The organism is Streptomyces sp. Xyl84, from assembly GCF_059731885.1.
Genome location: NZ_AP029183.1, coordinates 711,493 through 735,003, shown reverse-complemented (window position 1 = coordinate 735,003; position 23,511 = coordinate 711,493). Strand labels below are relative to the sequence as shown.

Genomic DNA, 23,511 nt, shown 5'->3' with positions numbered 1-23,511 from the left:
GGTTCACCACGACGCCCCCTCCGGTCCACCGGCGGGCCGCGCTGTCAGTGGTGGCTGCGACCCTGTTGCGTATGGACGAGCAGGACTTCATGCGGGGCCGGGTCTACGGGGCCGACCACGAGGACGCCGCGCCCCGGCCCGGGCGCCGCTACGCGCAACTGGTGGCCGGGCCGCTGGACGGCCTGCTGCTGGACGTCACCGACCGGCCCGCGCACACCCGCGCGGACAGTGTCGTCCTGCCGACGGAGATAGGCAGGTACGGCCCCGGCGGCCGGACGGTGTACGCGCCCCGCCCCGCCGACCCCGGCCGCTTCGACTGGCACGGTGACCTGCCCTGAACCCGCGCGGGCCGGCCCCAGGCGCACCCGATCGTTGCGGGCACGGAATGTCGGGTCCGGCACCGGACCCGCTGCCTAGCGTGGTGGGCACAGGAAAGGAAGGAAGGGGACCGGGAGTGCTGGAGCGGCTCAACCAGGCCATGGAGCACATCGAGGACCACCTGTCGGAGTCCGTCGACGTGGCCGCGCTGGCGCGGATCGCGGCCACTTCGGAGTACCACCTGCGCCGGATGTTCTCCTCGCTCGCGGGCATACCGCTGTCGGAGTATGTACGGCGCAGACGGCTCACCGTCGCGGGTGCCGAGGTGCTCGCCGGACGCGACTCGCTGCTGGACATCGCGGTGCGCCACGGCTACGGCTCGGGAGAGGCGTTCGCCCGGGCGTTCCGCGCCATGCACGGCGTCGGGCCCGGCGAGGCCCGCCGTACGGGTGCCGCACTCGTCTCCCAGCCCCGGCTGTCCTTCCGTCTCACCGTCGAAGGAAGCAGCAGCATGCGATATCGCGTAGTGGACCGGCCGGACTTCGCCGTCGTCGGGTACAAGGCCCGGCTGCCCCTGGTGCACCTGGGACCCAACCAGCCCATGATCGACTTCATCCGCGGACTGGGCCGGCCGGCCCTGGAGCGGCTGGAGAAGCTGTCGGACCAGGAACCGCACGGTGTGGTCGCCGTCTGCGACGGCCTCGACCCCTCGCGCGCCGAGGGCACCGAGTTCGACTACTACCAGGGGGCGATCACCTCCGCCGCCGTCCCCGAGGGCATGACGTCCCTGGCGGTCCCGGCCGGTACCTGGGCGGTGTTCACCACCTCCGGCCCGGCACCCGAGGCCATCCAGATGCTGTGGCACGACGTCTTCACCCAGTGGTTCCCCTCCAACCCGTACCGCAGCCGCCCCGGCCCCGAGATCCTGCGCACCCGTGCGCAGGAGGGCGGGACCGGGGCGGACGCCGAACTGTGGCTGCCCGTGGAGCGGGAGGAGAGCTGAGCCGGGGCGGCGGCCGGACGGGGGCGCGCCCGTCGCGGTGAGGCCCGTGCGGTTCAGGGCAGCGGGGTGCCGCGAGCGGCCACCCACAGCTCGTACCACTCCTCGTGGGAGAGACGCGTCTCGCCGCTCACCGCGTCGGCGCAGGCACGGATGCGCTCCGGGCGGGTGGTGCCGACGACCGGGGCGATGCCCGCCGGGTGGCGCTGCAGCCACCACAGCAGGACGGTCTGCGGTGTCGTCCCCTTGCGGCGGGCCAGATCGGCGACGAGCCGGCCGGCCGGAGTGTCGTCGCCTTCGGTGAACCGGCCCCGGGCCAGCGCGCCCCACGCCTGGAGCCGGATGCCGGCCGCCGCGCAGTGCTCGACCGTCCCCGGCGGCCAGCCGGTCCCGGCCGCCGCCGGGGTGTTGAAGAGCACCCCGGCCTCCACCCAGTCCCGGTGGGCGAGGCTCATCTCCAGCTGGTCGACGACCAGCGGCACCTCCAGCCGGGCCTGGAGGGAGGCGATCTGCGGCCCGCTCATGTTGGACACGCCGAACTGCCGTACCAGGCCCTGGGAGCGCAGGGAGGTGAGGGCCCCGGCGATCTCGTCGGGGTCCGCGAGCGGGTCGGGCCGGTGCAGCAGCAGCACGTCCACCGCGTCCGTCCGCAGCCGTGCCAGGCTCTCCTCCACCCGGCGCACGATGCTCGCGGCGCGCAGGTCGTAGTGGCCCACCCGGTCACCCTCGGGCAGCCGGATACCGCACTTCGTCTGCACGGTGATCCGCTCGCGCAGCCCCGGCGCGCGGGCGAGCACCTCGCCGAAGACGGCCTCCGACTTGCCGAACCGGTAGATGTCGGCGTGGTCGAACGCCGTGATGCCCGCGGCCAGGGCCGCTTCGACGGCCGCCTCGGCCCGCCCCACGTCCTCGGCGGTGTACGGCAGGGTGTCCCAGCCGCCGCCCAGGCCCATGCAGCCGTACAGCAGCCGGTGCGCGCGGATGTCGGGGGGTGCCGTCATGGCGGTCTCCGTCGGGTGAGAGGTGACAGACAGGAGGAGGGGGACGGGAAAGAGGGATGGGGGAGGGAGGAGGGGGAGCGGTGGTCGCCGGGACGGGTCAGGCGCTCAGGGCGTCGGCGAGCATCTCGGCGGCGGCGAGCACCGGCAGCTGCGTGTTCGCGGCGGGCACCGTCGGCAGCACGGAGGCGTCGGCGATCCGCAGGTCCGCCACGCCCCGCACCCGCCCCTCGCCGTCGACCACGGCCAGCGGGTCGTCCTGCGGCCCCATGGCGCAGGTCCCCACGGGATGCCAGTAGGTGCCCACCCGCTCGCGCAGGTCCGCGTCGGACAGTTCACGCGCCGGCACGCCGCCGCCGGCGGGCGGCCCGGCCAGGGAACCGAGGGCGGCGGCCAGTTCCGCCGCCTTCTCCAGCCCCGAGCGGAGCACGGCGACATCGTGGCCGTCCGGGTCGGTCAGGAACGCCGGGTCGATCTCGGGCGGATCAGCGGGATCGGCCGAACGCAGCCGGACCCGGCCGCGGGAGACCGGCTTCAGGAGGAAGGCGGACACCCCGGCCTCGTACTCGCCCGGCGGCAGCTTCCCGAACAGCGGCGGCCCCGCCGTGGGCAGCAGGTGCAGGTCCCACGCCCCCTCGGGGCAGCGCTCGCTCGCCGCCCTGACCAGCATCCGGCTCACATAGAGTTCCCCGGCGGCCTCCTTGGCGGCCAGCGCCGCGTTCAGCGCGGCCGTCGGGGACAGCGGCAGGAACACCCCGGGCTGGTCGGACAGGTTCGCGCCGACCCCGGGCAGGTCCGCCTCGCAGCGGATGCCGTTCTCCGCCAGGTGCGCGGCCGGGCCCAGGCCGCTGCGCAGCAGCACGGCGGGCGAGCCGAAGGTGCCGGCCGCCAGTACGTACGTACCGGCCGTCAGCGTCGCGGGCCCGCCGTCCGTGTGCACCCGCACGCCGTGCACCCGGCCGCCGCGCACGGTCAGCCGGTCCACCAGGGCGCCGCTGAGCACCGTCAGGTTGGGCCGGGCCCGCGTCGCCGGGTCCAGGTAGGCGAAGGCCGCGTTGCGGCGCAGGCCGTCCACGGCGTTCAGCAGGGGCCGGCCGCGGCCGGGGCCGCCCTCGGCGGAGCCCATGTCGACCTCGGCGTAACCGAGCCGGCGGGCCGCATCGAGGGCGCCCTCGCTCCACGCGGACAGTTCGCGGTCCGGGACCGCGCGCAGCCCCATCCGCTCCACCGCCCTGCGCCGGTACGGGTCCATCGCCGGGACCGACCAGCGCTCGCCGCCCGCGCGGACCCACTCGGCGTGGTCGGCCGGTGAACCCCACGTGTTCCAGCAGCCGTTGATGCACGAGGAGCCGCCCAGCACGCGGGCGCGGATGCGGTAGAAGGCGGTGTGCCGTTCCCACACGTCGTCGCGGGGAAGGGCGCGCGCGTTGCGCACCTTCTCAGGCCAGTCCCGCTCCCGGGGACCGTAGTCCGGGCCCGCCTCCACGAGACAGACCGAGCGGCCGGGGTCCTCGCTGAGCCGGGCCGCCAGCACGCAGCCCGCCACGCCGCCGCCGAGGATGACGACGTCGTAGCCGGAGGGGATCGATGAGCTTGCCATGGCTGCTCCCATGAGGTGTCGTCGTCGGGTGAACCGCGGGGTGAACGGCGGGGTGAAGGGCTGGACGAAGGGCCCGCGGCGCCTGCGCGGTGACCGCGGGAGCCTTCGGCCGGACGGGAACGCGGGTGCTACGACCGCACAGGGCCCCTGTCCGTGCCCGCTCCCGTGTTCGCTTCCGTGTCCGTGTCCGGACCCGTGCGGCTGCCGGTGAAGGCGGGCGCCAGCAGCCGGGCCCCCTCCGCCACGCCCCGCACGGTGATCTTCTCCGTGGCCGGCAGCGCGGGCAGCACCTCACTGGTGAGGCAGGCGTTCGCCGGGCGGGAGGCGTAGCGCGTACGGGCCCGGGGCACCGGGACGACCAGGCCGGGCGGTGCTCCCAGGGCCCCGGCGATCACCGCCGCCCACTCCGCACGGGTGACCCGGTCCGGGCCGCCCAGGTGCAGCACCGCGGGCAGCGGGTCCGCGGTGCGCAGCAGGGCCGCCGTCACCTCGGCCACGTCGGGCAGGACCACCGGCGTCGTCCAGTGGTCGTCGGGGGCCTCCACGCGCTCGCCGCGCAGCAGCCGGTGGGCGCAGACGGCGAAGAAGTTGAGCCACTTGCCCGCGTCGGCGCCCTCGTGACCGTAGACCAGGCTGACGCGGAGCGCGACGGCGCCCGGGGACCCGGACAGCAGCGCCTGCTCGGCCGCGAGCTTGGCCCGGCCGTAGGCGTTGGCCGGGCTCACGGGCGTGCTCTCGGTGTTGTGCGCCGACGTGCCGTCGAAGACGTTGTCGCTGGAGATCAGCACGATCCGCGCGTCCCGGGCCAGGGCGGCGAAGTTCTCCGCCACGGCGACGTGCGCGGCCCGCGCCTGCTCGGGGTGTTCCTCGCACCAGGTGGCGTCGGAGGGGCCGTGCACCAGGACCACGCGGTCGGGGCGGACCCGGGCCAGGAGCCGGCCGCAGGACCGCCGGTCGGTGGCGTCCAGCGCCTCCCAGCGCGCCCCGTACGACTCCGGAGCCGGGACGGGGCGGCGGCGCGAGGCGAGCGTCACCGCCTCACCGGAGGGGACCAGCCGACGGGCGAGGGCGGAGCCGATCAGCCCGCTGCCCACCACGAGCGTGCGCGCCGCGCCCGCGGCGCCCGGCGCGCGGACGCTCGCGGTGCCCGGGACTGGGACGCTCGCGGTGCCCGGCGCCAGGTGACCGTCGGCGGTGCCCCTCGCGGGGCGGTTGGCGGTGCCCCCCGCGAGGCCGTTCACGGTGCCCCCTGCGAGGAGGGGACCGGCGTGCGCTCGGTCAGCAGGCGGCCCGCGCCGATCAGCCCGTGGTCGTCGTCGGCCACTCCCAGCGACACCATCGCGTCGACCTGGCCCGCGTCCAGGCCGAAGCAGCCGAGCCGGGTCAACTCGCCCACCAGGAGCCGCCGGTAGGGCTCGCCGACGGCCAGCGCGAAGCCGCCCATCAGGATGTAGCGGCACACCCCGATCGACGTGAACACCGCCGAGATCGCCTGGGCGAGGTGGGTGAGCGTGCCGCGCAGCACCTCGGTGGCGAAGGCGTCGCCCTCGCGGACCGCGCGGGCCGTCGCCCGGTTGTCGATGTCCTCGGCCCGGCCGCCGCACAGCTCGGCGAGCCGCGAGCGGCCGAACCCGGCCGGATCGGCGGCGGCGGCCCGCCGCGTGGCGGCCAGCACGCCCCGGCCCGAGGCGATCGCGCCGAGGTGACCGCGCCCCCCGCAGTCGCACGGCGGCGCGTCCGCGGAGACGTCGCACACCCAGTGGCCCAGCTCCCCGCCGTGGCCGTCGGCGTCGACGAGGACCTCACCACCGCGGAACACCTTGTTGCCGATGCCCGAACTGACGGTCAGCAGACAGAAGTCGCCCGGTTCGGTGGCCGCGTACCGCCAGGCCGCCGCCGTCAGGTCGTTGACGACGACCGCCGGTGCCCCGGTCCGTTCGGTGAGCAGGTCGCCCAGGGGCAGCGGGTCGCCGCGCCTGCCCCAGACCGTCGGGGCGGCCAGGACGAGGCCGCCCGCCGTGATGGGACCGGCGAAGGCCACCCCGAGCGCCCGGGGGACACGCCCGCCGGTGTGCGCGCCGACCTCCCGCACGATCTGGTCCACCACCCGCCGCTGGAGCACCGGCACGGGCGCGCCGGGGTCGCGGTGCATGCCCTCGACCGGCATCCGGCGCACCCGGGACAGCACGCCCGTCGCCGGGTCGTAGGCGCCGATCCGCAGCGTCGTGCCGCCCACGTCGAGCACGGTGAAGGTGTTGTCGTCACGCGTCATGGGCCCCGTCCGCCCCTTCTCCGTGCGCCGCCCCGCCGGGCCCGTCGCCCCGCTCCTCGCCCGCCGCCACCTCGAAGACGAGCAGCCGCAGGTCCTCGTGGCCGGAGTCGTTGCGCAGGCCGTGCTCCCCGTACGGCTCGTTGACGACGACGTCGCCGGGGCCCACCCGGAACTCCGTGCCGTCCCGGTACATGAGCCCGCCGCCGTCGAGCACCACGTACGTCTCCCGGTCCGCGCCGTGCCGGTGCCGGCCGATCGAGGTGCCCGGCGGCAGCACCGCGAGGTCGATGAACTCCGCGCCGGGCGAGCCGGACCGGCGGGCGAAGAGGCGGTGGGCGAGGATCGTGCCGACGCCGTCGTGGTCACGCTCCTTGCCCGTCAGCAGCTCCCGCAGATTGACCACGTTCTCGTCAGGCATCGCGCCGCTCCCCTTCCGCGCCCTCGCGCCCGGTGTCCGGCGTGCCCGCGTCCTCGGCCAGCGCGCCGAGCGCGGCCACCAGCACGTCCCCGGGCACGTCCTCCAGTTCCTCCACGAACGCGGCCTTGCCGATCCCGGTCGGCACCACCAGGTGCAGCTTGCGGCCCCGCCGCTGCCAGGACGCCCGCAGCGCCTGCGTCATCAGCTCCGGCGTGCACGTCCGCGGGTCGAACACCGGCAGCCCGATCCGGCGCAGCAGCTGGACGATCCGCTCGCAGGTCTCCTCGTCCGCGAGGCCCAGCAGCCTCGCCACGTGCGCGGACAGCGCCATGTCGACGGCGACGGCCTCACCGTGCCGGAGCCGGTGCTCGCCCGCCGTCTCCACGACGGGGCTGAAGGTGTGGCCGAAGTCGACGAGCCGGGCGAGGTCGTGCTCGCGCAGGTTCGGGCACAGCTCCTCCATCATCAGCCGCATCGACGTGCGCAGGACGTACTCCTCCAGCTCGCCGTGCGGACGGTCCGCGCCGCTTTCGCCGGCCTGCCCGCGGAACACGTCCGGGTGCCGCTCCAGCGTCCGGAAGAGGTCCTCGTCGAGGATCACGGCCATCTTCACGATCTCCGCGAGGCCGCAGCGGATCTCCCGGGACGGCAGCGTCGCCAGGAAGGCGGGGTCGTTCAGGGAGGCGTGCGCCGGGTGGTAGGCGCCGAACATGTTCTTCGTGTGCAGCGCGTTGACACCGGTCTTGACGCCCACACCCACGTCGACCTGGCCGACGAGGGTGGTGTTGACCTTGATGTAGCGGATCCCGCGCGCGTAGATGGACGCGGCGAAACCGACGACGTCCGCGACGATGCCGCCGCCGACCGCGAGCATCACCCCGTGCCGGTCGAGGCCGTCCGCCTTGGCGACGGCACACACCTGCTCCACCGAGGCGAGCGTCTTGCGGTGCTCGCCGGTGGGCAGGACGTGCAGGGTCCACTGGCCCGGCCGCACATGACGGTCCAGGTAGGCGCGTATCCGGGCGCCGTAGAGCCGGTCGACGGCCGGGCTGACGTAGGCCACCACACGGCGGCCGTCGACGGCGTCGGCGAGCAGGGTGTTGTCCGCATCGAGCACTCCACCGGCGAGGTCGACCCGGTAACGGGTGCCGTCCGGTGCCCTCAGATCGAAGCCGCCGGCGTCCTCGCGGACCCCCGCGAGCGGCTGGCCGACCCGGTCAAGAACCTGGCCTGACATCTGTCTCCTCAGTCTTCCTCGGTCTTCTCACACGTATTACTGGGTTCACATGTCTCGCGGGATTCCGCGTCACGCTGACCGAGGGCCGCGAACACCCGGGTCAGGGCCGGCACGAGGGGCCGGCCGGGAAGCTCCTCCAGCGGGACGGGGCGGCCCCGGTCGTCGCTGACGGGCAGCCGCCAGTTGGGGTGCACCGACGACGTGCCGGGGATGTTCTGCGGGCGCAGGTCACCGGTGGCGTCCGGCAGCCACACGCCGAGCAGCCGGGCCGGGGTGCGGCACAGGAACCGGTGGAGCGCGACGACGTCGCCCTCCGGGTCCGGCAGCAGCCCGAGCCGCTCCAGCTCCGCCAGCCAGCCGTCGCGCTCGGCGGCGGCCTCGGCCTTCTCCTCGGCCTCCGGGCGGGTCAGCAGGCCCAGCCGGGAGCGGAGGTCGACGTGCTCGCCGCTCAGCCAGGCGGCCGTGGTCGGCAGGTCGTGCGTGGTGAGCGTGGCCAGGCAGTCGGCGCGCCACCGCTCGGGCGGCAGCGGTCCGTGCCGCCCCTCGGAACCCCCGAGGTACTCGAACCGCTGCACGGACGTGCCGAGGACGCCGCGCGCGTGCAGGAACTCCCGTACGCCGGCCTCCACCGTGCCCAGGTCCTCGCCGATCACCGAGGCCCCGGCCCGGTGCGCCTCCAGCATGACCGTGCCCAGCATCGCCTCGGCGTCGTAGCGGACGTACGTCCCCTCCGACGGCGGGCGGCCCTCGGGAACCCACCACAGCCGGAACAGCCCCATCACATGGTCGATGCGCAGCGCGCCCGCGTGCCGCAGACCCGCGCGCAGCAGCCGTGCGGCCGGCAGCCAGCCGGTCGCCGCGAGCCCGTCGGGGCGCCACGGCGGCTGCCCCCAGTCCTGGCCGTGCGGGTTGAAGTCGTCCGGCGGTGCGCCGACGCTCATCCCGGCGGCCAGGCAGTCCGCCAGCGCCCAGGTGTCGGCGCCCTCCGGGGCCACCCCGACCGCGAGGTCGTGGATGAGCCCGATGCCCATGCCCGCGCCGGTCGCCGCGCTCTGCGCGGCGGCGAGCTGCTCGTCCGTGATCCACGCCAGCCAGCGGTGGAAGTCCACCTCGGCGGCCAGTTCCTCGCGGGCGCGGGCCACGGCGGGCGAGCGCGGGTCGCGCAGGCCGGCCGGCCAGGACCGCCAGGCACCGCCGTGCACCTGGGCCAGCGCGCACCAGGTGGCGAAGTCCGTCAGGTCACGGCCCTCGCGCGCGGTGAACGCGGCGAACGCGGCGGCCCGGCCGGGCGTCAGCGGCACCTCGTGCACGGCGCGCAGCGCCTCGTGCTTGAGCGACCGTACGGTCTCCCGGTCGATGAGCGCGTCACCGCGCAGCACGGCCTCGTTCAGCGTCCGCGCCCGCTCGGCGCACCGCCGGGCGCGGCGGTGGGCCTCGCCGGTGAGGTACGCGTACTCCGGTACCGCCTCCACCCGTACGTGCATCGGGTCGGGGAAGCGGCGGGTGCCGGGGCGGTAGGGCGACGGGTCGGGCAGCGGTCCGGGCTCGACGGCGTGCAGCGGGCCGAGCTGGACGAAGTCCGCGCCCAGGGACCGGCCCGACCAGGACGCCAGTTCCGCGAGGTCACCGAGGTCGCCCATGCCCCAGGAACGGCGCGAGAGCACCGAGTACAACTGGACGAGGAACCCCCAGTGGCGGCCCTCGGGCACGGGCAGCCGCTCGGGCACGACCAGCAGCGGCGTCGACGCGTCGCGTCCGCGCACGCTCACGTGCAGGGTGTGCCGGCCGATCGGCAGCGGGCCGGACAGGCCGGCCCGGCCGCCGCCGTCCTCCAGCTCCACCTCGGCCACCGCCCCTTCGGGCAGCGCGGGCCGGGCCGCGTCCGCGCCGCGCAGCACGACGCAGTCGGGCAGCAGCCGGGCCGCGGCGCGCGAGCGGTGGGCGGCCAGCGCGGCACCGGCCGCCGAGTCCGTCGAGGCGTCCACCCCGCAGGCGGCGAGCACGGCCACCAGCGTGTCCGGCGACACGGCGACCCGCCGGCCCCGGTCGGTGGTGTACGCGGTGGAGATCCCGTGGGCACGGGCCAGTTCGCGCAGGGCCTCACTCATGCGCCACGCTCCGGCACCGGGCGCGGACGCGGCGACTCCCCGGCCCCGCCGGTCGCACCGCCGTCACCGGTCGCACCGCCGTCACCGGTCGCACCGCCGTCACCGATCGCCCCGACGTCACGGGCCTCACGGACGTCAGCGGTTGCACCGACGTCACGAGTCCCACCGATGCCACCGGTCTCCTGCGCCGAGCCGAAGAGGCGTTCCAGGACGACGGCGACGCCGTCCTCGTCGTTGGCCGGGGCGATCTCGTCGGCCATCGCCCGCAGGGCCGGGTGGGCGTTGCCCACGGCCACCCCGTGCCCGGCCCAGGCCAGCAGGGGGATGTCGTTGGGCATGTCGCCGAAGGCGACCGTCTCGGCGGCGGTGAGCCCCAGCAGCTCCGCCGCCCGCGCCACCCCGGCGCCCTTGGTGGTGCCCGGCGGCAGCACCTCCACCATGCCGCGCACCGAGTGCACCACGGTGACCTCGTCCCCGCACAACCGCCGGGCCTCGGACTCCAGTTCGTCCTCCGGGACGTCCGGATGGTGCAGGACCAGCTTGTCGATCGGGTCGGTCCACAGCAGCCCGCGGTCGGTGGTCACGTCCCAGCCGTGCCGCACCCGCTCCCCGAACCGCGGGGTCACCTTGAACCGGCTCTCCGGCGGCGCCGTCACCACGCCCAGCTCCAGCGTCCCGAGCGCGGCCTCCACCCGCTCGACCACACTGCGCGCCAGGTCCAGGTCGAGCGAGGCCGAGGTCAGCAGCCGGTCGGCGCCGGCGTCGTAGAGCTGCGCGCCCTGCCCGCACACGGCGAGGCCGCGGTAGCCGAGCGCGGCCAGGTACTGCTTGCAGGCCGTGGCGGGCCTGCCGGTGACCACCAGGTGCCGCGCCCCCGCCTCCCGCACGCGCGCCAGGGCGCGCAGCGTCCGCGCGGACACCGTGAGGTCGTCGCGCAGCAGCGTGCCGTCGAGGTCGGTGGCCACGAGCCGGAACGGCGGCCGGGCCGCGCCGGCCGGTCCCCCGGCGGACGCGGCCCCCCGGACGGTCGTCTCGGAGCCCTCGGAGCCCTCGGAGCCCTCGGCGCCCGAGGCGCCCTCGGAGGTCACCTCGGCGGTCTCCTCCGGTCCGCCGGCCGTGGCGGCCACCTCGATGCTGTCCCAGGTGACCCGGCCCGAGGCGAGGGTGAGCATGACGAGCAGGTGCCGGCCGACGGGCGGTCCGTCCAGGGTTCCCCGGAAGACACCGTCCCCGGCCGGGGCCAGCGGGGCCAGGACGACCCCGCTGCCCGCCGGTACCGCCTCGTCGGAGGCGGCGGCCTCGGCACGGGACTCCAGGTCCGAGGCCCGCACCGTGCCGGTGACCGCCACGTCGACGTGGCGCGCGCCCGGATGCGTGTACGTGACGTGCCAGCGGCCCGCCGCGTCCTGCCGGGTCCGGCACCGCCCGCGCAGCCGCGCCGCCCAGTCCTGACGGCCCGCCGCCCGCGCCACCCGCGCGCACCGGACGAAGTCCGCCCGCGCGTACGCGGCGGCGAACAGCCGCTCGCAGGCCGCCTCGTCGAGCGGCGCGCACCGCCCGTACGCGTCCACGTCGCCGAGCGCCGCCGCCGACCGGGCCACCAGCGCCCGGTGCTCCGTCCAGGCGGCGGCGGGCAGCGCGTCGAACCAGCCGTACCGTACGGCGTCCTGGACCGGGTACGGCCTGCGGCGGCCGGCCAGCAGCTCCGCGAAGGCCGCCAGCCGCAGGTCGGCGCTGTGCCGCCAGGTGAAGGACCGCGCGGTGGCGCGGGCCCGCTCGGACAGGCGGGCGTACGCGTCGCGGTCCGTGCGCCACAGCGCGGCGGCCTCGCGTATGCGCGCGGTGAGCGCACCGGCCAGCGCCGGGTCGTCGTCGCGGAAGGAGCCCGGCAGCGCGAACCCCGTCGACGCCGGGTCCCCGGGCGGCAGGGCGTGCCCGAAGTGGGCGGTGACGGTCTGCGCGGTGGCCAGCGGCACCGCCCCGCACGCCATGGCCTCGGCCTGGGCGATGAGGAACCCGTCGAGTTCGTACTTGGAGGGGAAGACGCAGAAGTCCGCGCAGGCGGCCTGCTCGAACAGGGTGTCCTCGCCGGCCAGCCGCCAGTCCAGGTGGACCCGGTCCGGATACCGGTCGGCGACGGCCTGGAAGTGGGCGTTCGCCGGATCGGGCGCCGCCGCCCCGCCCCCGCCGGTGGCGAACCGCAGGACGAAGCTCACCTCCGGATCGGCCGCCAGGACCTCCTCGACCGCGCGCATCAGCTCCAGCTGGCCCTTGTGGTGCACCGCGTACCGGGCGGCGTGGTAGAAGACCGGGCGCGCCGGGTCGAGGCCCAGCGAGCGCAGGACCGCCGCCCGGTCGACGGCGCCCGGATCGCGGGCCAGCCAGCTGTCGGATATCCCGCAGCCGCCCATGAGCAGCTTGTCCGCCCGCTCGCGCACCATCCGCGCCAGCGGCAGCGTCGCGAACAGGCTCTCGAAAGGCGTGTCGCGGAAGGTGGCACAGTGGTCGCGCTGGCCCGGCGAGACGAAGTCGACCAGATCGGCGTGGGCCATGATCAGCGGCAGGAAGGAGACGTGGTCGGGACCGTACTCGACGTGCATGCGGGTCCCGGCCAGGGCCCGCGCCATGGTCGCCTCCGCACTGTCCTCGGCGGGCGGCCGCGCGTCCGGCGCGTCCAGGTCCGCCTCCACGCCGAACAGCGCGAGCAGCCGCTCCACCTGCGGCCGGTACACCTTCTGCGTCACCGGCGCGTTCGCCGCGACCGTGCTCACGGTGCGCAGCAGCGGGTCACCGGCGAACAGCGGCGGCAGCAGGTAGTGGTAGTACGGCTCGAAACCGTGCACCACCGCCGGGCCGCCGCCGAGACGGCGGCGGACGAAGTGGGCCCCGGCCACCTGGAAGACCAGCGGTTTGAAGTGGGCCAGGTCCCGGCCCTCGGTGCCCGGCGGCGGGTACAGCCGGTCCGGCAGCAGGTCCAGGAAGGCGTCGGACAGGAAGTAGACGTCCACGCCCTCCAGCCGCAGCCGGTGCGCCCGCGTGGTCAGGTCCAGGGTGATCTCCGAGGGGTGGCCGGGCCACACCTTCGGGTCCAGGACGAGCGGCACCCGGTGCTCGTGGACGTAGTCGAGTTCCTCGATCGCGTGGTCGCGGCGCAGCGCGCCGAGCAGCCCGTGGGCGGGCGTGACCAGCGAGACCCGGTGGCCGCGCGCCGCGTACTCGCGCGAGAGGTTCCACACCAGCGGCGACAGCCCGCCCCGCATGAGCCGGTTGTCGAACCCGCCGCACTCGAAGGCGAAGTGGATGATGTGCATCGCGTCCGCGGGCGCGTCGTGCGTCCGTGTACCGTCCGTACGCCGCTCCTCGGGTGTCCGTGTCCCGGTCGGACGCTGTGTGCCGGGTGTCCGTGTCCCGTGCATGCGCGCCCGCCTCATCCCAGTGCCGCGGCGGCGCGCGCACCGGCGGCGCGCAGCTCCGGCAGGTCGATGAACTCGGTGTGGGTGCCCACGCTGCCGCACACGAACGCGCCGGCCACCGAGCCCGCCAGCACACACTCCTCCAGCTCACGCCCCTCGAAGAGGGTGTGCAGGAACGCCGTGACGAACGCGTCGCCCGCGCCGTTGGTGTCCACCACCGGCCGCTCCGGACGCACCGCCGGGAAGTGCCGCACCCGGTCCTCGCCGCGCACCAGCAGGTGGCAGCCGTCGGCGCCGTCCGTGGCGACGACGAACCGCGCCCGGCCCTCCTCGACGACCGAGCGCAGCACCGCCTCCAGCCGGTCGTGGACCGCCGCCGCGCTCAGGAACACGTAGTCGGAGGCGAGGGCGTAGGTACGGTGGTGCGGATTGCGCCCGTCCCAGTCGTGCAGGTCCGTCGAACTGGTCACGCCCAGGCGGTGGATGTCCTCGTACATGTCCTGGTTGTGGCCGATGATCGACAGGTGGACGTGCGCGGAGCGCTCCAGGAACGGCAGGTAGAAGTCGCGCGGCAGCCTCAGCCCGGCGGGGTGCCGGCCGTCGTAGAAGGAGAACCGCCGCCCCTGCGGGTCGACGAGGTTGGCCGCGCGCGGGGTGCCGTGCGGGGAGACGACGTGGCTGAAGTCCAGGCCGTGGCGCGCGTAGTGGTCGAGCACCATGCGGCCCTGCGGATCGTCGCCGAGGAAGTCGATGAACTTGGTCCGCAGGCCGAGCGTGTGCCAGCCCAGCGCCACCCCGTTGCCGGTGTGCCCCACGTAGTCCCGCAGCGGCTCCACGAACACCGAGTCGCCCGGCGGCACCCGCAGTTCGTCGACCCGCACGATGGTGTCCACGCCCACGCCGCCGACCACCAGCACGTCGTAGTCGCTCGTACGCCGCTCGTCCGCGGCCTGTCCCGAGACGGTCATGCCCTCACTCCTTCGGTGACTTGCTGGACGTGGCCGTCCTCCAGGACGACCGCCCCGTCGATGTCCGCGCCCGGCGCCACCACGGCACCGGGCAGCAGCACACTGCGCCGCACCCGCGCCCCCGCGCCGATCCGCACGCCAGGGAACAGCACGCTGTCCTCGACCAGACCGGCGTTGACCAGGTCGGCCGGGACCAGGCAGGCACGCACACCGGCGGCCTCGGCCACCCAGTGCCGGGCGGTCGCGGGGCGGACGGTCAGCGGCATCTCGGTCACCGGCAGCGGCGCGCGCGGACCGGCGGCCAGCGCCAGGTGCGCCCGGTGGTAGCGCTCCACGGTGCCGATGTCCTCCCAGTGGCCGCGCACCTCGTGCCCGCGGATGTGCTCCCCGGCCGCGAGCATCGCGGGGATCACGTCCCGGCTGATGTCGTGCTGCCAGCCGGTGCCGTCCAGCGCGGTCAGGTAGCGGCGCAGCACGGCCGCGTCGAACACGCAGAACGCCGCGAAGACCAGGTCGGAGGTGGGGTTCTCCGGCTTCTCCACGAACTCGGTGAGCCGGCCGCGGCCGTCGAAGCCGACCATGCCGAACAGGTGCACCCAGCGCGGGTCGATGCGCTGGTAGGCGACGGTCAGCGCGGCCCCGGACGCCCGGTGCGCGGCGACCAGCGGACCGTAGTCGTAGCGGTAGACGTGGTCGGCGTGCAGCACCAGGACGTGCTCGGTGCCCTCGGTGAAGACGTACTCCGCCTTGCGGATCAGCGCGTCAGCGGTGCCGCGCTCCAACGGCCAGGTCCGGGCGGGCAGTCCACCGGGCAGGCCGCCGGCGGGGGCGGCCCGGTAGGCGCTGTCGTAGGGCCCGAAGTGCACCCGGAAGCCCGGCCGGGCGTTCCACACCCGGTGCAGGTCGTCCATCAGCAGCCGCTCCTCGTACTGCGACAGCAGCAGCACCTCCGGCAGGCCCGAGGCGCGGGCGTTGGCCAGGCTGAAGTCGATGAGCCGGCAGGCGCCGCCGAAGGGGACCAGCGGCTTGAGCCGGCCGGTGCCCAGCGGTCCCATGCGCCGGCCCTCGCCGCCGGCCAGCAGCACCGCGCGCACGCCGCGCAGACCGGCTCCGCGCGGGTCATGGGCCCGGGGATCAGACATGACGCACCTCGTCCCAGGTGACGCGGCCGGAGGAGAGGGTGAGCAGGAGCTGGGCGCCGTCGGCCGGTGCCTGGCCCGTGAAGACGCCCGGTGCGGTGCGCTCCAGGGTGGTCACCTCGGGCAGGGCCCGGTCCGAGCCCCGCCGCGCGCCGACCACTTCCACCCGTTCGGCGTGCGGCAGCCGGTACTCCAGACGGGTGCCGCTCACCCGCCGGCGCTCGCGCAGCGCGGTCACCTCCGCGGGCGGCACGGCGCCGGGGACGCGGGCGAGGACCCGCTCGCAGGCGGTGAAGTCGGCCCGCAGCCAGGCGGCGCGGAAGATCAGGCGGGCGGCGTCCGCGTCGAGCGGGGCGTGGCGCGCGTAGGCGTCGAGGTCGCCGTGGTCCACGGCGGCGTCGGCGGCGGCCTGCCGGTCGTACCCCAGGTCGTCGGGGAGCAGGTCGAACCAGCCGTGCTTCAGGGCGAGTCCGGGGGACAGGGCCGGCGGCCGGCCCTCCCACAGATCCGTGAACGCGGCCAGGTGCAGGTCGGCGCAGTGGTCCCAGGTGAAGACCCGGGCGACTGCCGAGGCCCGCCGCGACAGCTCCCGGTAGCGCTCCGGCTCCGTCGACCACAGCGCCGCCGCCTGGCGGATGCGGTCGGCGAGCGCGGCGACCAGCAGGTCGTCGTCCTCCGCGAAGGACCGGTTGACCGCGAAACCGGTGGTGGTGTCAGGCCCGTCGGCGTGCCGGAAGTGCTCCATGCCGCGCTGGTCGGTGGCGATGGGCACCGCTCCGGTGGCCATCGCCTCGCCCTGCGCGATGAGGAAGGTGTCCATCTCGAACTTGGACGGGAAGAGCGCGAAGTCCGAGGCGGCGGCGTACGCGAACACCCGCTCCTCCGGCACCCGCTCCCACTCCAGGTGCAGCCGGCCCGCGTGCCGGGCGGCGACCTCGTGGAAGTACGGGTCGTCGATGCCGGCGCCGGAGATGCAGCGGATGACGAAGTTGGCCGCCAGGCCCTCGCCGAGCACCCGGTCCACGGCCCGCACCAGCTCGACCTGGCCCTTGTGGTGGACGGCGTAGCGGGCGTTGTGGAAGAACGTGGGCAGCGCCGCATCCAGGCCCAGGCCGCCGAGCACCTCGGCCCGGTCGACCCCGGCCGGGTCCCAGGCCAGCCACTGGTCGGAGATCGCGCAGCCGCCGACGAACATCTTGTGCGCGTTGCGCCGCACCACGTCGGCGATCGGCAGCCGCCGGAACAGCGCCTCGAAGGGGGTGTCCCGGAAGGAGGCGTAGAAGTCGAGCTGGCCGGGGGAGAGGAAGTCGATCAGGTCGGCGTGCTCGGCGGTCAGCTCGTAGAGCGCCACGTGGTCCTGCGGGTAGGTGTAGTGCAGGTGGGTGAGCTGCTGGTACTGGACGACGGCGGCGGGCACGTCCGGCTCGGGGTCCGGTCCGGGCAGCTTCACGTCCACGCCGAGCAGCTCGAAGAGCCGCTCCACCTCGGGCGCGTACACCTTCTTCGCGATCGGCATGTTGCTCTGCACGTTGCTGACGACCAGCTTGGTGGGGTCCGCGCGCAGCGCGGCCGGCAGCAGGTGGTGGTAGTACGGCTCGTGCGCGTGCACGATCGCCCGTTCCTGGCCGAACCAGGCGCGCAGGAACCGCACGCAGTCCACCTGGAACACCAGCGGCTTGAAGAAGACCAGGTCCCGTCCCTTGGCGGAGTAGGGCGGGTAGAAGGTGTCCGGCAGCCGGTCCAGGTACTCGTTGGACAGGAAGTACAGGTCCACGCCGTCGAGCCGGATGCGGTGGGCGGTGGTGCGCAGCGGCAGCCGCACCTCGGACGGGAAGTCGCGCCACACCCGGGTGTCCAGGGCCACCGGCAGTGTGTAGGTGTCGTCGTAGGGCAGGTCCTCCACGTCGTAGCGGCGGCGCAGGTCGTCGAGGCGGCCGTGCGCCGGGGTCACGATGGAGACCCGGTGGCCGCGGGCGGCGAAGGTCCTGGAGAGGTTCCACAGGTAGACGGAGGTGCCGCCCTGCAGGAAGGTGTGGTCGAAGCCGCAGCACTCGAAGTACGTCTCGATGACGTGCATCCGGGGCGCGGGGGAGGTGCGGGGCGGCCGGGGCGCGTTCACGACGGTCATGTCCTCGCGGGTGTCGTCGGGGCGGGTGTCGTCGGGGCGGTGTCCGGCGCCAGCGCGAGCGCGTGGCGCAGGTCGATCGCTGCGTGGTAGGGGCGGGCGTGGTCGTGGTTGTAGCCCAGCTCGTGCAGCAGGCGGCGCAGGTAGAGCAGGCGCCGCAGCGGGCTGTCGGGGGCGGGGCCGAGCAGCAGGCGCAGCACGTGTGCGCGCCAGGTGTCGGCGGTGCGGAACACGGCGTCCACCACGGCCCGTCCGCCGGGCGGCAGACCGTGGGCACCGTCCGGGGACGCTTCGCCGGAGACCTCCAGGGAGGCGTACATGGTCAGGGTGGAGTCGATGCCGAGCCGGCGGGCGCTCTCGAAGGCGGCCTCGTCGGCCGTGAAGTACTCCAGCGCGCGCTGGACGGCGACGAGGTCCTGGAGCGGCGACTGGGCGGCGTAGGCGGGGTCGTCGGGCGACACGGCGGGCGTGGACAGGTCGATGACGCTCATCCGCCAGGGGGCGCCGTCGGTGTCCTGCTCACCGCACAGCAGGTGCGACAGGTGCAGGTCGCCGTGGCACGGTCCGGCGCCCGGCGCCGTGTCCGCCCCGGCGAACTCCTCGCCCAGCAGGGCCACTTCGCGCTCCAGGGCGGCGAAGGCGGCACGGCGGGCGGCGGACGGCAGGGGCGGCCCGTCCCCAAAGTCTCCGGCCGGGTGCTGCGCGGCGCCCGCCAGGCCGGCCAGCCGGCGCGCGGCACGCTCCAGCGCCTCGCCCACCGGATAGCCGGCCGAGGGCGCGCCCAGGAGCGCCGACAGGTCCCGGTGGAAGGCGCGCAGGAAACCGCCGGCGGCGCGCAGGTTCTCCTCCAGGGGGCGCAGGTGGGCCCGGACGAGCCCTTCCGGTGCCGCCTCCCGCCCGGTCAGCCGCGGCCACAGGGAGCGAAGGTTCTCCCGCAGCGGTACGTCGATGCCCCGGCCCGGCGCGTGGCGGTACAGGATGCCCAGCGGGTGCAGGGTGCCGCGCACCGGGTCGGTGTACGTGTAGTCGCCGGCCCACTCGGGGGTGTGCCCGGTGCCGCTCATCAGCCGCAGCAGCCCGGGTTCGCGGACGGTCTCGTCCAGCCGCCGGTAGGTCTTGTGGATGTGGGCGAGGCCGCCGATCTCCACCAGCGACAGGGCGTTGGAGGACCAGCCCTGGTCGAACGGCAGCCGCCGCACCTCGCCGGCCGGGAGGCCGGGCGCCCGCCGGAACTCCAGGACCCCGCCGCGGGCGGTGCGCAGCGGTGTCCCGGCCAGCACCCGGCGCACGGCCGCGAGCCCGGCGGTGGCGTCCCCGTCCCCGCCCCCGTCTCCGGGTCCGCCGTCCGGCCCTGCGGTCCGTACCGGGACGAAGAACCGCTGCCCGGACGCCGGGCCGCCCACGGCGGCCACCACGAGCAGCAGGTCGTGCGGGCCCAGCACCGCGTGGTCGAGCCGCTCGAAGCGGTCGGCGGCGCGGGCGTCGTGGGACATCCACGGGGCGTCGCGCAGCAGCTCCCCGAGCTGCGCGTCACCCGGCACCAGCACGCTCGCCTCACTCGGCTCGCTCGACTCGTTCGACTCGCTCAACTCGCTCAACTCGCTCAACTCCCGGTCATCTCGTAGGCGTTGACGCCGCGCCGCCAGACGGCCAGGGCGACGGCCAGGGCTCCCGCCGTCACCACCGGCAGCCACACCACCAGTCCCGTGGCGCCGGTCAGCAGGTAGACGCACGGCACGTAGGAGGTGAAGGCGAAGGGCAGTACCCAGGTCAGCAGGGCACGCAGCGAGGAGTGGTAGATGTCCAGCGGGTAGGCGGCGAACTCGGACACCTGGCTCGCCGCGTACATCGACGGCAGGCTGGTCACGGTCCAGAAGGACAGCGAGGCGAAGAACAGCTTCACCGCGGTGTGGATGAGCGCCCCGCACAGCACGAGCAGCGGCGCCACGGCCCACTGCAACGGCGTCAGGTGCAGGTCCAGTTCGCTGCCGGTCCAGCCCACCAGGGCGGCGCCGACGATCAGTTCGCCCAGGCCGTCGGGGTGGAAGAAGCGCTCCGACAGCAGCGAGAAGAGCGGGTTCACCGGGCGGATCAGATAGCGGTAGAACTCGCCGCGCTGCACGAGCTTGCGGCCCAGTTCCCACAGCTGGTCGGTGAAGAGGTGGTCCAGGCCGCGCGGCAGCAGCGAGAAGCCGAGCAGGAACAGCACCTCGTGGTAGGTCCAGCCGCCCACCGCCGGGACCTGGCGGAAGACCAGGCCCACCACAGCCGTCTGGAGTCCGACCCGCACCAGGAACGCACCCGCCCCCAGGGCGAAGTCCATCCGGTACGCGGTCAGCCGGTGCAGCCCGACACCGCCGAGGAAGAACGCCAGGCGCACGTGGCGCCACACCGTCCGGGTCATCCGCCGAGCACCTCCAGCCGGCTCAGCGAGGCCCGCCACAGCACGGTGGTGAGCACCGTCAGGGCGGCCACCCAGCCCAGTTGCCGGCCGAGCACGTCCGCCGCGCCCGTCCAGCCGTCGTAGCGGCCGAGCAGCAGGGTCAGCGGGGCGTCGACCATGCCGCGGAAGGGCAGCGCGGAGGCGAGCGCCGCGAGCGGGCCCGGCATGAGCGCGATCGGCACCAGCTGACCGGCGAAGAAGGCCACCACGCTCTGCTTCACCATCCGCACCCCCCAGGTGTTGGTGGTGAGGAAGCCGGTCATCCCGGTCAGCAGGTTCACGAAGAAGGCGAGGAGGACGGAGAGCGCGGCCGACACCAGGAACAGCGGCACGTCCGCCGGCCGGGGCACGGTCAGCGGCACCAGCAGGGCGAACAGGACGAGCACCGGCACCCCGACCAGCACGGCGTTGGCCGCGACGACCGGCAGAGAGGCGAAGAACCGCACCACGGGGTAGCTGACCGGCCGCACCAGCATGACCGCGACGTCACCGCGGTACACCTCGGCGGCGACCTCGTCGTCCACCCGGTTGGCGTGCAGCACCTGGAGGACCTGGGCCATCAGCAGGTAGGTGGTGATGCCCTCGGCGGTGAAGCCGCCCGGACCGCCGCCGGGCGGGGCGTCCGCGTACACCGCCCGCCACAGGAAGACGGTGACGGCGGCGCCGGCCGCGGCGGTGACCCCGGTCATGACGAACGTCGAGCGGTACTGGAGCAGGGACTGCAGGCCGCCGGTGGCGAAGGAGAGGTAGGGGCGGACGCGTCCCAGTGGGCCGGGGCCGCGGACCTTCCCGGGGCGGGGCGCGCGGCCGGACGCCGGGGTGTGTGCGGATGCGGGGGTGTGCCCGGGTCCGTGGCCGGACGCGGAAGCGGGTGCCGAGCCGGTCATGCCGGACCACCGTCCTCCCCGACGCCCCCGCCCGGGACGGAGTCCGTGCGCGGGACGCGGTCCGTGCCGGGGACGCCGGCCGGGACCGCCTCCCGCCGTCCGCCGCCGTAGATCTCGCGGAGCACGTCCTCCAGGTCCGGTTCGGGCGCGTAGCAGTCCGCCAGGTCGAAGCGGTCCAGGAGGAAACCCAGCACCTGCCGCGAGGTGAAGCGCTCCACCGGGTACTCCACGCGGATCCGGCCGTCCTCGCCGGGCGAGGCCGTCACCCCCGGCAGTCCCCGCTCGATGTCCGCGCAGGCCGCCGCGGGGGCGGGGCCGCCGCGGTGGTCGAACACGACCGAGCGCCGGTCGGCGCCGCGCAGCAGGTCCCGGATGCTGCCCTGGTGCACCACCCGCCCGCGGTCCACGACCAGCGCGCTGTCGCAGATCGCGGCGATGTCGGTGATGTCGTGGCTGGTGAGCACGACCGTGGTGCCCAGCTCCCGGTGGACGTGGTTGACCAGGTGGCGCACCGCGTCCTTGAGGACCATGTCCAGGCCGATGGTCGGCTCGTCCCAGAACACCACCGCCGGGTCGTGCAGCAGGCTCGCCGCGATCTCGGCGCGCATCCGCTGGCCCAGGCTGAGCTGGCGCACGGGTGTGCCGCCGAGGGCGTCGATGTCCAGGAGTTCCCGGTACAGGCCGAGGTTGCGGTGGTAGACCGCGTCGGGGATGTCGTAGATCCGGCGCAGGATGCGGAAGGAGTCCGGCACGGACAGGTCCCACCACAGCTGGCTGCGCTGGCCGAAGACGACGCCGATGCCGCGCGCGTTGAGCTGCCGGTGCCGGTACGGCTCGATGCCGCCGACCAGGCAGCGCCCGCTGGTGGGCGTCATGATGCCGGTGAGCATCTTGATCGTGGTGGACTTGCCGGCCCCGTTGGCGCCGATGTACGCCGTCTTCGTGCCGGCCGGGACGGTGAAGGACACGTCGTCGACCGCGCGCACGACGCGGTGCCTGCGGGTCAGCAGCGTGGACAGGCTGCCGGCCAGTCCGGACCTGCGTTCGGGGATCCGGAACTCCTTGACGAGATTCTCCGCGACGATCACGACAGCACCCGCTCCATGGCCTGTTCGAGCAGGCGCACGCCCTCGTCGAGCAGCGGCTCGTCCAGGGTGAACGGCGGTGCCAGCCGCAGGATGTGCCCGCCGAGGGCGACCCGCAGGCCGAGGTCGAGCGCGGTGGCGTACACCGCGCGGGCCAGGTCGGGCGCGGGGGTGCGGCTCGCCCGGTCGGTGACGAACTCCAGTCCGTACAGCAGTCCGATGCCGCGCACGTCACCGAGGTTGTCGAACCGCGCGTGCAGCGCCGCCAGCCGCTCGCGCAGCAGTTCCCCGAGGACCCGTACCCGCTCGATCAGCCGGTCGCGTTCGACGACCTCCAGGGTGGCGCGGGCGGCGGCGATGCCCAGCGGGTTGCCCGCGTACGTCGAGGCGTACGCCCCCGCCCCGGCCGCCGCCGGATGGCGCAGCAGCTCCGAGCGCCCGGCCAGCACGGCGAACGGGAACCCGCTGGCCATCCCCTTGGACAGGGTCACCAGGTCGGGTTCGACGCCGAACTGCTCGCTGGCCAGGAACGTTCCCGTGCGGCCGCCGCCGGTCAGCACCTCGTCGGCGACGAGCAGCACCCCGTGGGAGCGGCACGCCTCCGCGATCTGCTCCCAGTAGCCCGGCGGCGGCACGACCACGCCGGCGGCGCCGAGCACCGGCTCGAAGACCAGCGCGGAGACGTTCGGCTTCTCGGCGATGTGCCGGCGCACCAGCGAGGCGCACCGCACCCCGCACGAGGGGTAGGTGAGTTCCAGCGGACAGCGGTAGCAGTAGGCCGAGTACCCGAGCACGGAGTTGCCGGCGAACGCCTGGTGGCCGACGTCCCAGTGGACGAGCATGCGGGCGCCCATGGTCTTGCCGTGGAAGCCGCCGCGCAGCGCGCCGATCCGGTTGCGGCCGGGCGGCGCGGTCGCCTGCACCACGCGCAGCGCGGCCTCGACGACCTCGGCGCCGGTGGAGAACAGCGCATAGGTGTTCAGCTGTTCGGGCAGCAGCCGGGCCAGCAGGTCCAGGAGCGCGGCCCGCTCGGGTGTGGCCGAGTCGTGCACGTTCCACAGCCGGCCCGCCTGTTCGGTGAGCGCCCGGACGACCTCGGGGTGCCCGTGGCCCAGCGACTGGGTCAGGGTGCCCGCCGCGAAGTCCAGGTACTGGTTGCCGTCGAGATCGGTGAGGACGGGGCCGCGCCCCTCGGCGAACACCCGGCGCCCCACGGCCGCCTCCTCCGAGGCGCCCGGTGCCAGATGCCCGGCCTCCCGCTCCAGCCGTTCCCGCTGGTGCCGACCTGTCACGTACTGCCCCCAACTCATGTGTGCGAACTGCGCGCTGCGCCGCGCCGTTGGGCGATGCCGGTGGCGAGTCAAACACCAAAGACGCGCCCTCTGCAAGGAGTTGCTGAAAATTTCAGAAGCGTCTTGCGCTGCTCGGCACACCTCTGCTTGAGTCGGGAACAGCTCAGCCGGTGACACCGCGACCCGCGTTCGAGGAGAGATCCGTGAG

General features: G+C 74.8%; 18 protein-coding genes. 2 read left to right on the top strand and 16 right to left on the bottom strand.

Translation table 11 applies throughout. The features are described 5' to 3' along the window. The first annotated feature begins 71 nt into the window (after positions 1–71). The gene (locus tag AC6I72_RS34960; protein WP_498005483.1) at positions 72–338 is read left to right on the top strand and encodes a hypothetical protein; all 267 of its coding nucleotides are present in this window, start codon (positions 72–74) and stop codon (positions 336–338) included. Between the two features lie 116 nt (positions 339–454). Then, positions 455–1,321: an AraC family transcriptional regulator gene (locus AC6I72_RS34955; RefSeq protein ID WP_498005481.1), complete on the top strand. Its 867-nt coding sequence runs from the start codon at positions 455–457 to the stop codon at positions 1,319–1,321. 53 nt (positions 1,322–1,374) lie between these two features. On the opposite strand, the gene AC6I72_RS34950 is transcribed toward AC6I72_RS34955, so the two are convergent. The 16 genes from AC6I72_RS34950 to AC6I72_RS34875 all read right to left on the bottom strand — a co-directional run bounded on the left by AC6I72_RS34950 (position 1,375) and on the right by AC6I72_RS34875 (position 23,303). Continuing rightward, positions 1,375–2,319: an aldo/keto reductase gene (locus AC6I72_RS34950; RefSeq protein ID WP_498005480.1), complete on the bottom strand. Its 945-nt coding sequence runs from the start codon at positions 2,317–2,319 to the stop codon at positions 1,375–1,377. A 97-nt stretch (positions 2,320–2,416) separates the two neighbouring features. Then, positions 2,417–3,916: a GMC family oxidoreductase gene (locus AC6I72_RS34945; protein WP_498005479.1), complete on the bottom strand. Its 1,500-nt coding sequence runs from the start codon at positions 3,914–3,916 to the stop codon at positions 2,417–2,419. A 128-nt stretch (positions 3,917–4,044) separates the two neighbouring features. Further along, a complete protein-coding gene (locus AC6I72_RS34940; RefSeq protein ID WP_498005478.1) occupies positions 4,045–5,157 on the bottom strand; it encodes an SDR family oxidoreductase in 1,113 nt (370 codons plus the stop codon). Then, positions 5,154–6,188 carry an ROK family protein gene (locus AC6I72_RS34935; RefSeq protein WP_498005477.1) on the bottom strand — a complete coding sequence of 345 codons (1,035 nt, stop codon included), beginning with the start codon at positions 6,186–6,188 and terminating at the stop codon, positions 5,154–5,156. The genes AC6I72_RS34940 and AC6I72_RS34935 overlap by 4 nt, the downstream gene beginning before the upstream one ends. After that, on the bottom strand, positions 6,178–6,606 hold the full coding sequence (locus AC6I72_RS34930) for a cupin domain-containing protein (RefSeq protein WP_498005476.1): 429 nt from the start codon (positions 6,604–6,606) through the stop codon (positions 6,178–6,180). Before AC6I72_RS34930 ends, AC6I72_RS34935 begins: the two co-directional genes overlap by 11 nt. After that, positions 6,599–7,843, bottom strand: a complete 1,245-nt coding sequence (locus AC6I72_RS34925; protein WP_498005475.1) for a sedoheptulose 7-phosphate cyclase — start codon at positions 7,841–7,843, stop codon at positions 6,599–6,601. The genes AC6I72_RS34930 and AC6I72_RS34925 overlap by 8 nt, the downstream gene beginning before the upstream one ends. 8 nt (positions 7,844–7,851) lie before the next feature. Then, entirely contained in the window at positions 7,852–9,951 is a 2,100-nt protein-coding gene (gene malQ / locus AC6I72_RS34920; RefSeq protein WP_498005474.1) for a 4-alpha-glucanotransferase, read from the bottom strand. Next, positions 9,948–13,262 carry a Cof-type HAD-IIB family hydrolase gene (locus tag AC6I72_RS34915; protein ID WP_498005473.1) on the bottom strand — a complete coding sequence of 1,105 codons (3,315 nt, stop codon included), beginning with the start codon at positions 13,260–13,262 and terminating at the stop codon, positions 9,948–9,950. The genes malQ and AC6I72_RS34915 overlap by 4 nt, the downstream gene beginning before the upstream one ends. Positions 13,263–13,378: 116 nt before the next feature. Continuing rightward, positions 13,379–14,332 carry a carbohydrate kinase family protein gene (locus tag AC6I72_RS34910; protein ID WP_498005472.1) on the bottom strand — a complete coding sequence of 318 codons (954 nt, stop codon included), beginning with the start codon at positions 14,330–14,332 and terminating at the stop codon, positions 13,379–13,381. Beyond that, entirely contained in the window at positions 14,329–15,474 is a 1,146-nt protein-coding gene (locus AC6I72_RS34905) for a sugar phosphate nucleotidyltransferase (RefSeq protein ID WP_498005471.1), read from the bottom strand. The genes AC6I72_RS34910 and AC6I72_RS34905 overlap by 4 nt, the downstream gene beginning before the upstream one ends. Then, the gene (locus AC6I72_RS34900; protein ID WP_498005470.1) at positions 15,467–17,599 is read right to left on the bottom strand and encodes a glycosyltransferase; all 2,133 of its coding nucleotides are present in this window, start codon (positions 17,597–17,599) and stop codon (positions 15,467–15,469) included. The genes AC6I72_RS34905 and AC6I72_RS34900 overlap by 8 nt, the downstream gene beginning before the upstream one ends. After that, positions 17,596–19,203: a hypothetical protein gene (locus tag AC6I72_RS34895; protein ID WP_498005469.1), complete on the bottom strand. Its 1,608-nt coding sequence runs from the start codon at positions 19,201–19,203 to the stop codon at positions 17,596–17,598. Before AC6I72_RS34895 ends, AC6I72_RS34900 begins: the two co-directional genes overlap by 4 nt. Then, on the bottom strand, positions 19,200–20,000 hold the full coding sequence (locus tag AC6I72_RS34890) for an ABC transporter permease (protein WP_498005468.1): 801 nt from the start codon (positions 19,998–20,000) through the stop codon (positions 19,200–19,202). The genes AC6I72_RS34895 and AC6I72_RS34890 overlap by 4 nt, the downstream gene beginning before the upstream one ends. Beyond that, a complete protein-coding gene (locus AC6I72_RS34885) occupies positions 19,997–20,926 on the bottom strand; it encodes an ABC transporter permease (protein ID WP_498005467.1) in 930 nt (309 codons plus the stop codon). The genes AC6I72_RS34890 and AC6I72_RS34885 overlap by 4 nt, the downstream gene beginning before the upstream one ends. After that, positions 20,923–22,014, bottom strand: a complete 1,092-nt coding sequence (locus AC6I72_RS34880; RefSeq protein WP_498005466.1) for an ABC transporter ATP-binding protein — start codon at positions 22,012–22,014, stop codon at positions 20,923–20,925. The genes AC6I72_RS34885 and AC6I72_RS34880 overlap by 4 nt, the downstream gene beginning before the upstream one ends. Beyond that, the gene (locus AC6I72_RS34875; protein ID WP_498005465.1) at positions 22,011–23,303 is read right to left on the bottom strand and encodes an aspartate aminotransferase family protein; all 1,293 of its coding nucleotides are present in this window, start codon (positions 23,301–23,303) and stop codon (positions 22,011–22,013) included. The genes AC6I72_RS34880 and AC6I72_RS34875 overlap by 4 nt, the downstream gene beginning before the upstream one ends. Positions 23,304–23,511: the final 208 nt, after the last annotated feature.

Bases quoted from the DNA above. Each gene is read 5' to 3' on its own strand.
- AC6I72_RS34960 (WP_498005483.1), top strand. From the start codon at position 72: ATGGACGAGCAGGACTTCATGCGGGGCCGGGTCTACGGGGCCGACCAC.
- AC6I72_RS34950 (WP_498005480.1), bottom strand. From the start codon at position 2,319: ATGACGGCACCCCCCGACATCCGCGCGCACCGGCTGCTGTACGGCTGC.
- AC6I72_RS34945 (WP_498005479.1), bottom strand. From the start codon at position 3,916: ATGGCAAGCTCATCGATCCCCTCCGGCTACGACGTCGTCATCCTCGGC.
- AC6I72_RS34935 (WP_498005477.1), bottom strand. From the start codon at position 6,188: ATGACGCGTGACGACAACACCTTCACCGTGCTCGACGTGGGCGGCACG.
- AC6I72_RS34930 (WP_498005476.1), bottom strand. From the start codon at position 6,606: ATGCCTGACGAGAACGTGGTCAATCTGCGGGAGCTGCTGACGGGCAAG.
- AC6I72_RS34925 (WP_498005475.1), bottom strand. From the start codon at position 7,843: ATGTCAGGCCAGGTTCTTGACCGGGTCGGCCAGCCGCTCGCGGGGGTC.
- malQ (WP_498005474.1), bottom strand. From the start codon at position 9,951: ATGAGTGAGGCCCTGCGCGAACTGGCCCGTGCCCACGGGATCTCCACC.
- AC6I72_RS34915 (WP_498005473.1), bottom strand. From the start codon at position 13,262: ATGCACATCATCCACTTCGCCTTCGAGTGCGGCGGGTTCGACAACCGG.
- AC6I72_RS34910 (WP_498005472.1), bottom strand. From the start codon at position 14,332: ATGACCGTCTCGGGACAGGCCGCGGACGAGCGGCGTACGAGCGACTAC.
- AC6I72_RS34905 (WP_498005471.1), bottom strand. From the start codon at position 15,474: ATGTCTGATCCCCGGGCCCATGACCCGCGCGGAGCCGGTCTGCGCGGC.
- AC6I72_RS34900 (WP_498005470.1), bottom strand. From the start codon at position 17,599: ATGACCGTCGTGAACGCGCCCCGGCCGCCCCGCACCTCCCCCGCGCCC.
- AC6I72_RS34890 (WP_498005468.1), bottom strand. From the start codon at position 20,000: ATGACCCGGACGGTGTGGCGCCACGTGCGCCTGGCGTTCTTCCTCGGC.
- AC6I72_RS34885 (WP_498005467.1), bottom strand. From the start codon at position 20,926: ATGACCGGCTCGGCACCCGCTTCCGCGTCCGGCCACGGACCCGGGCAC.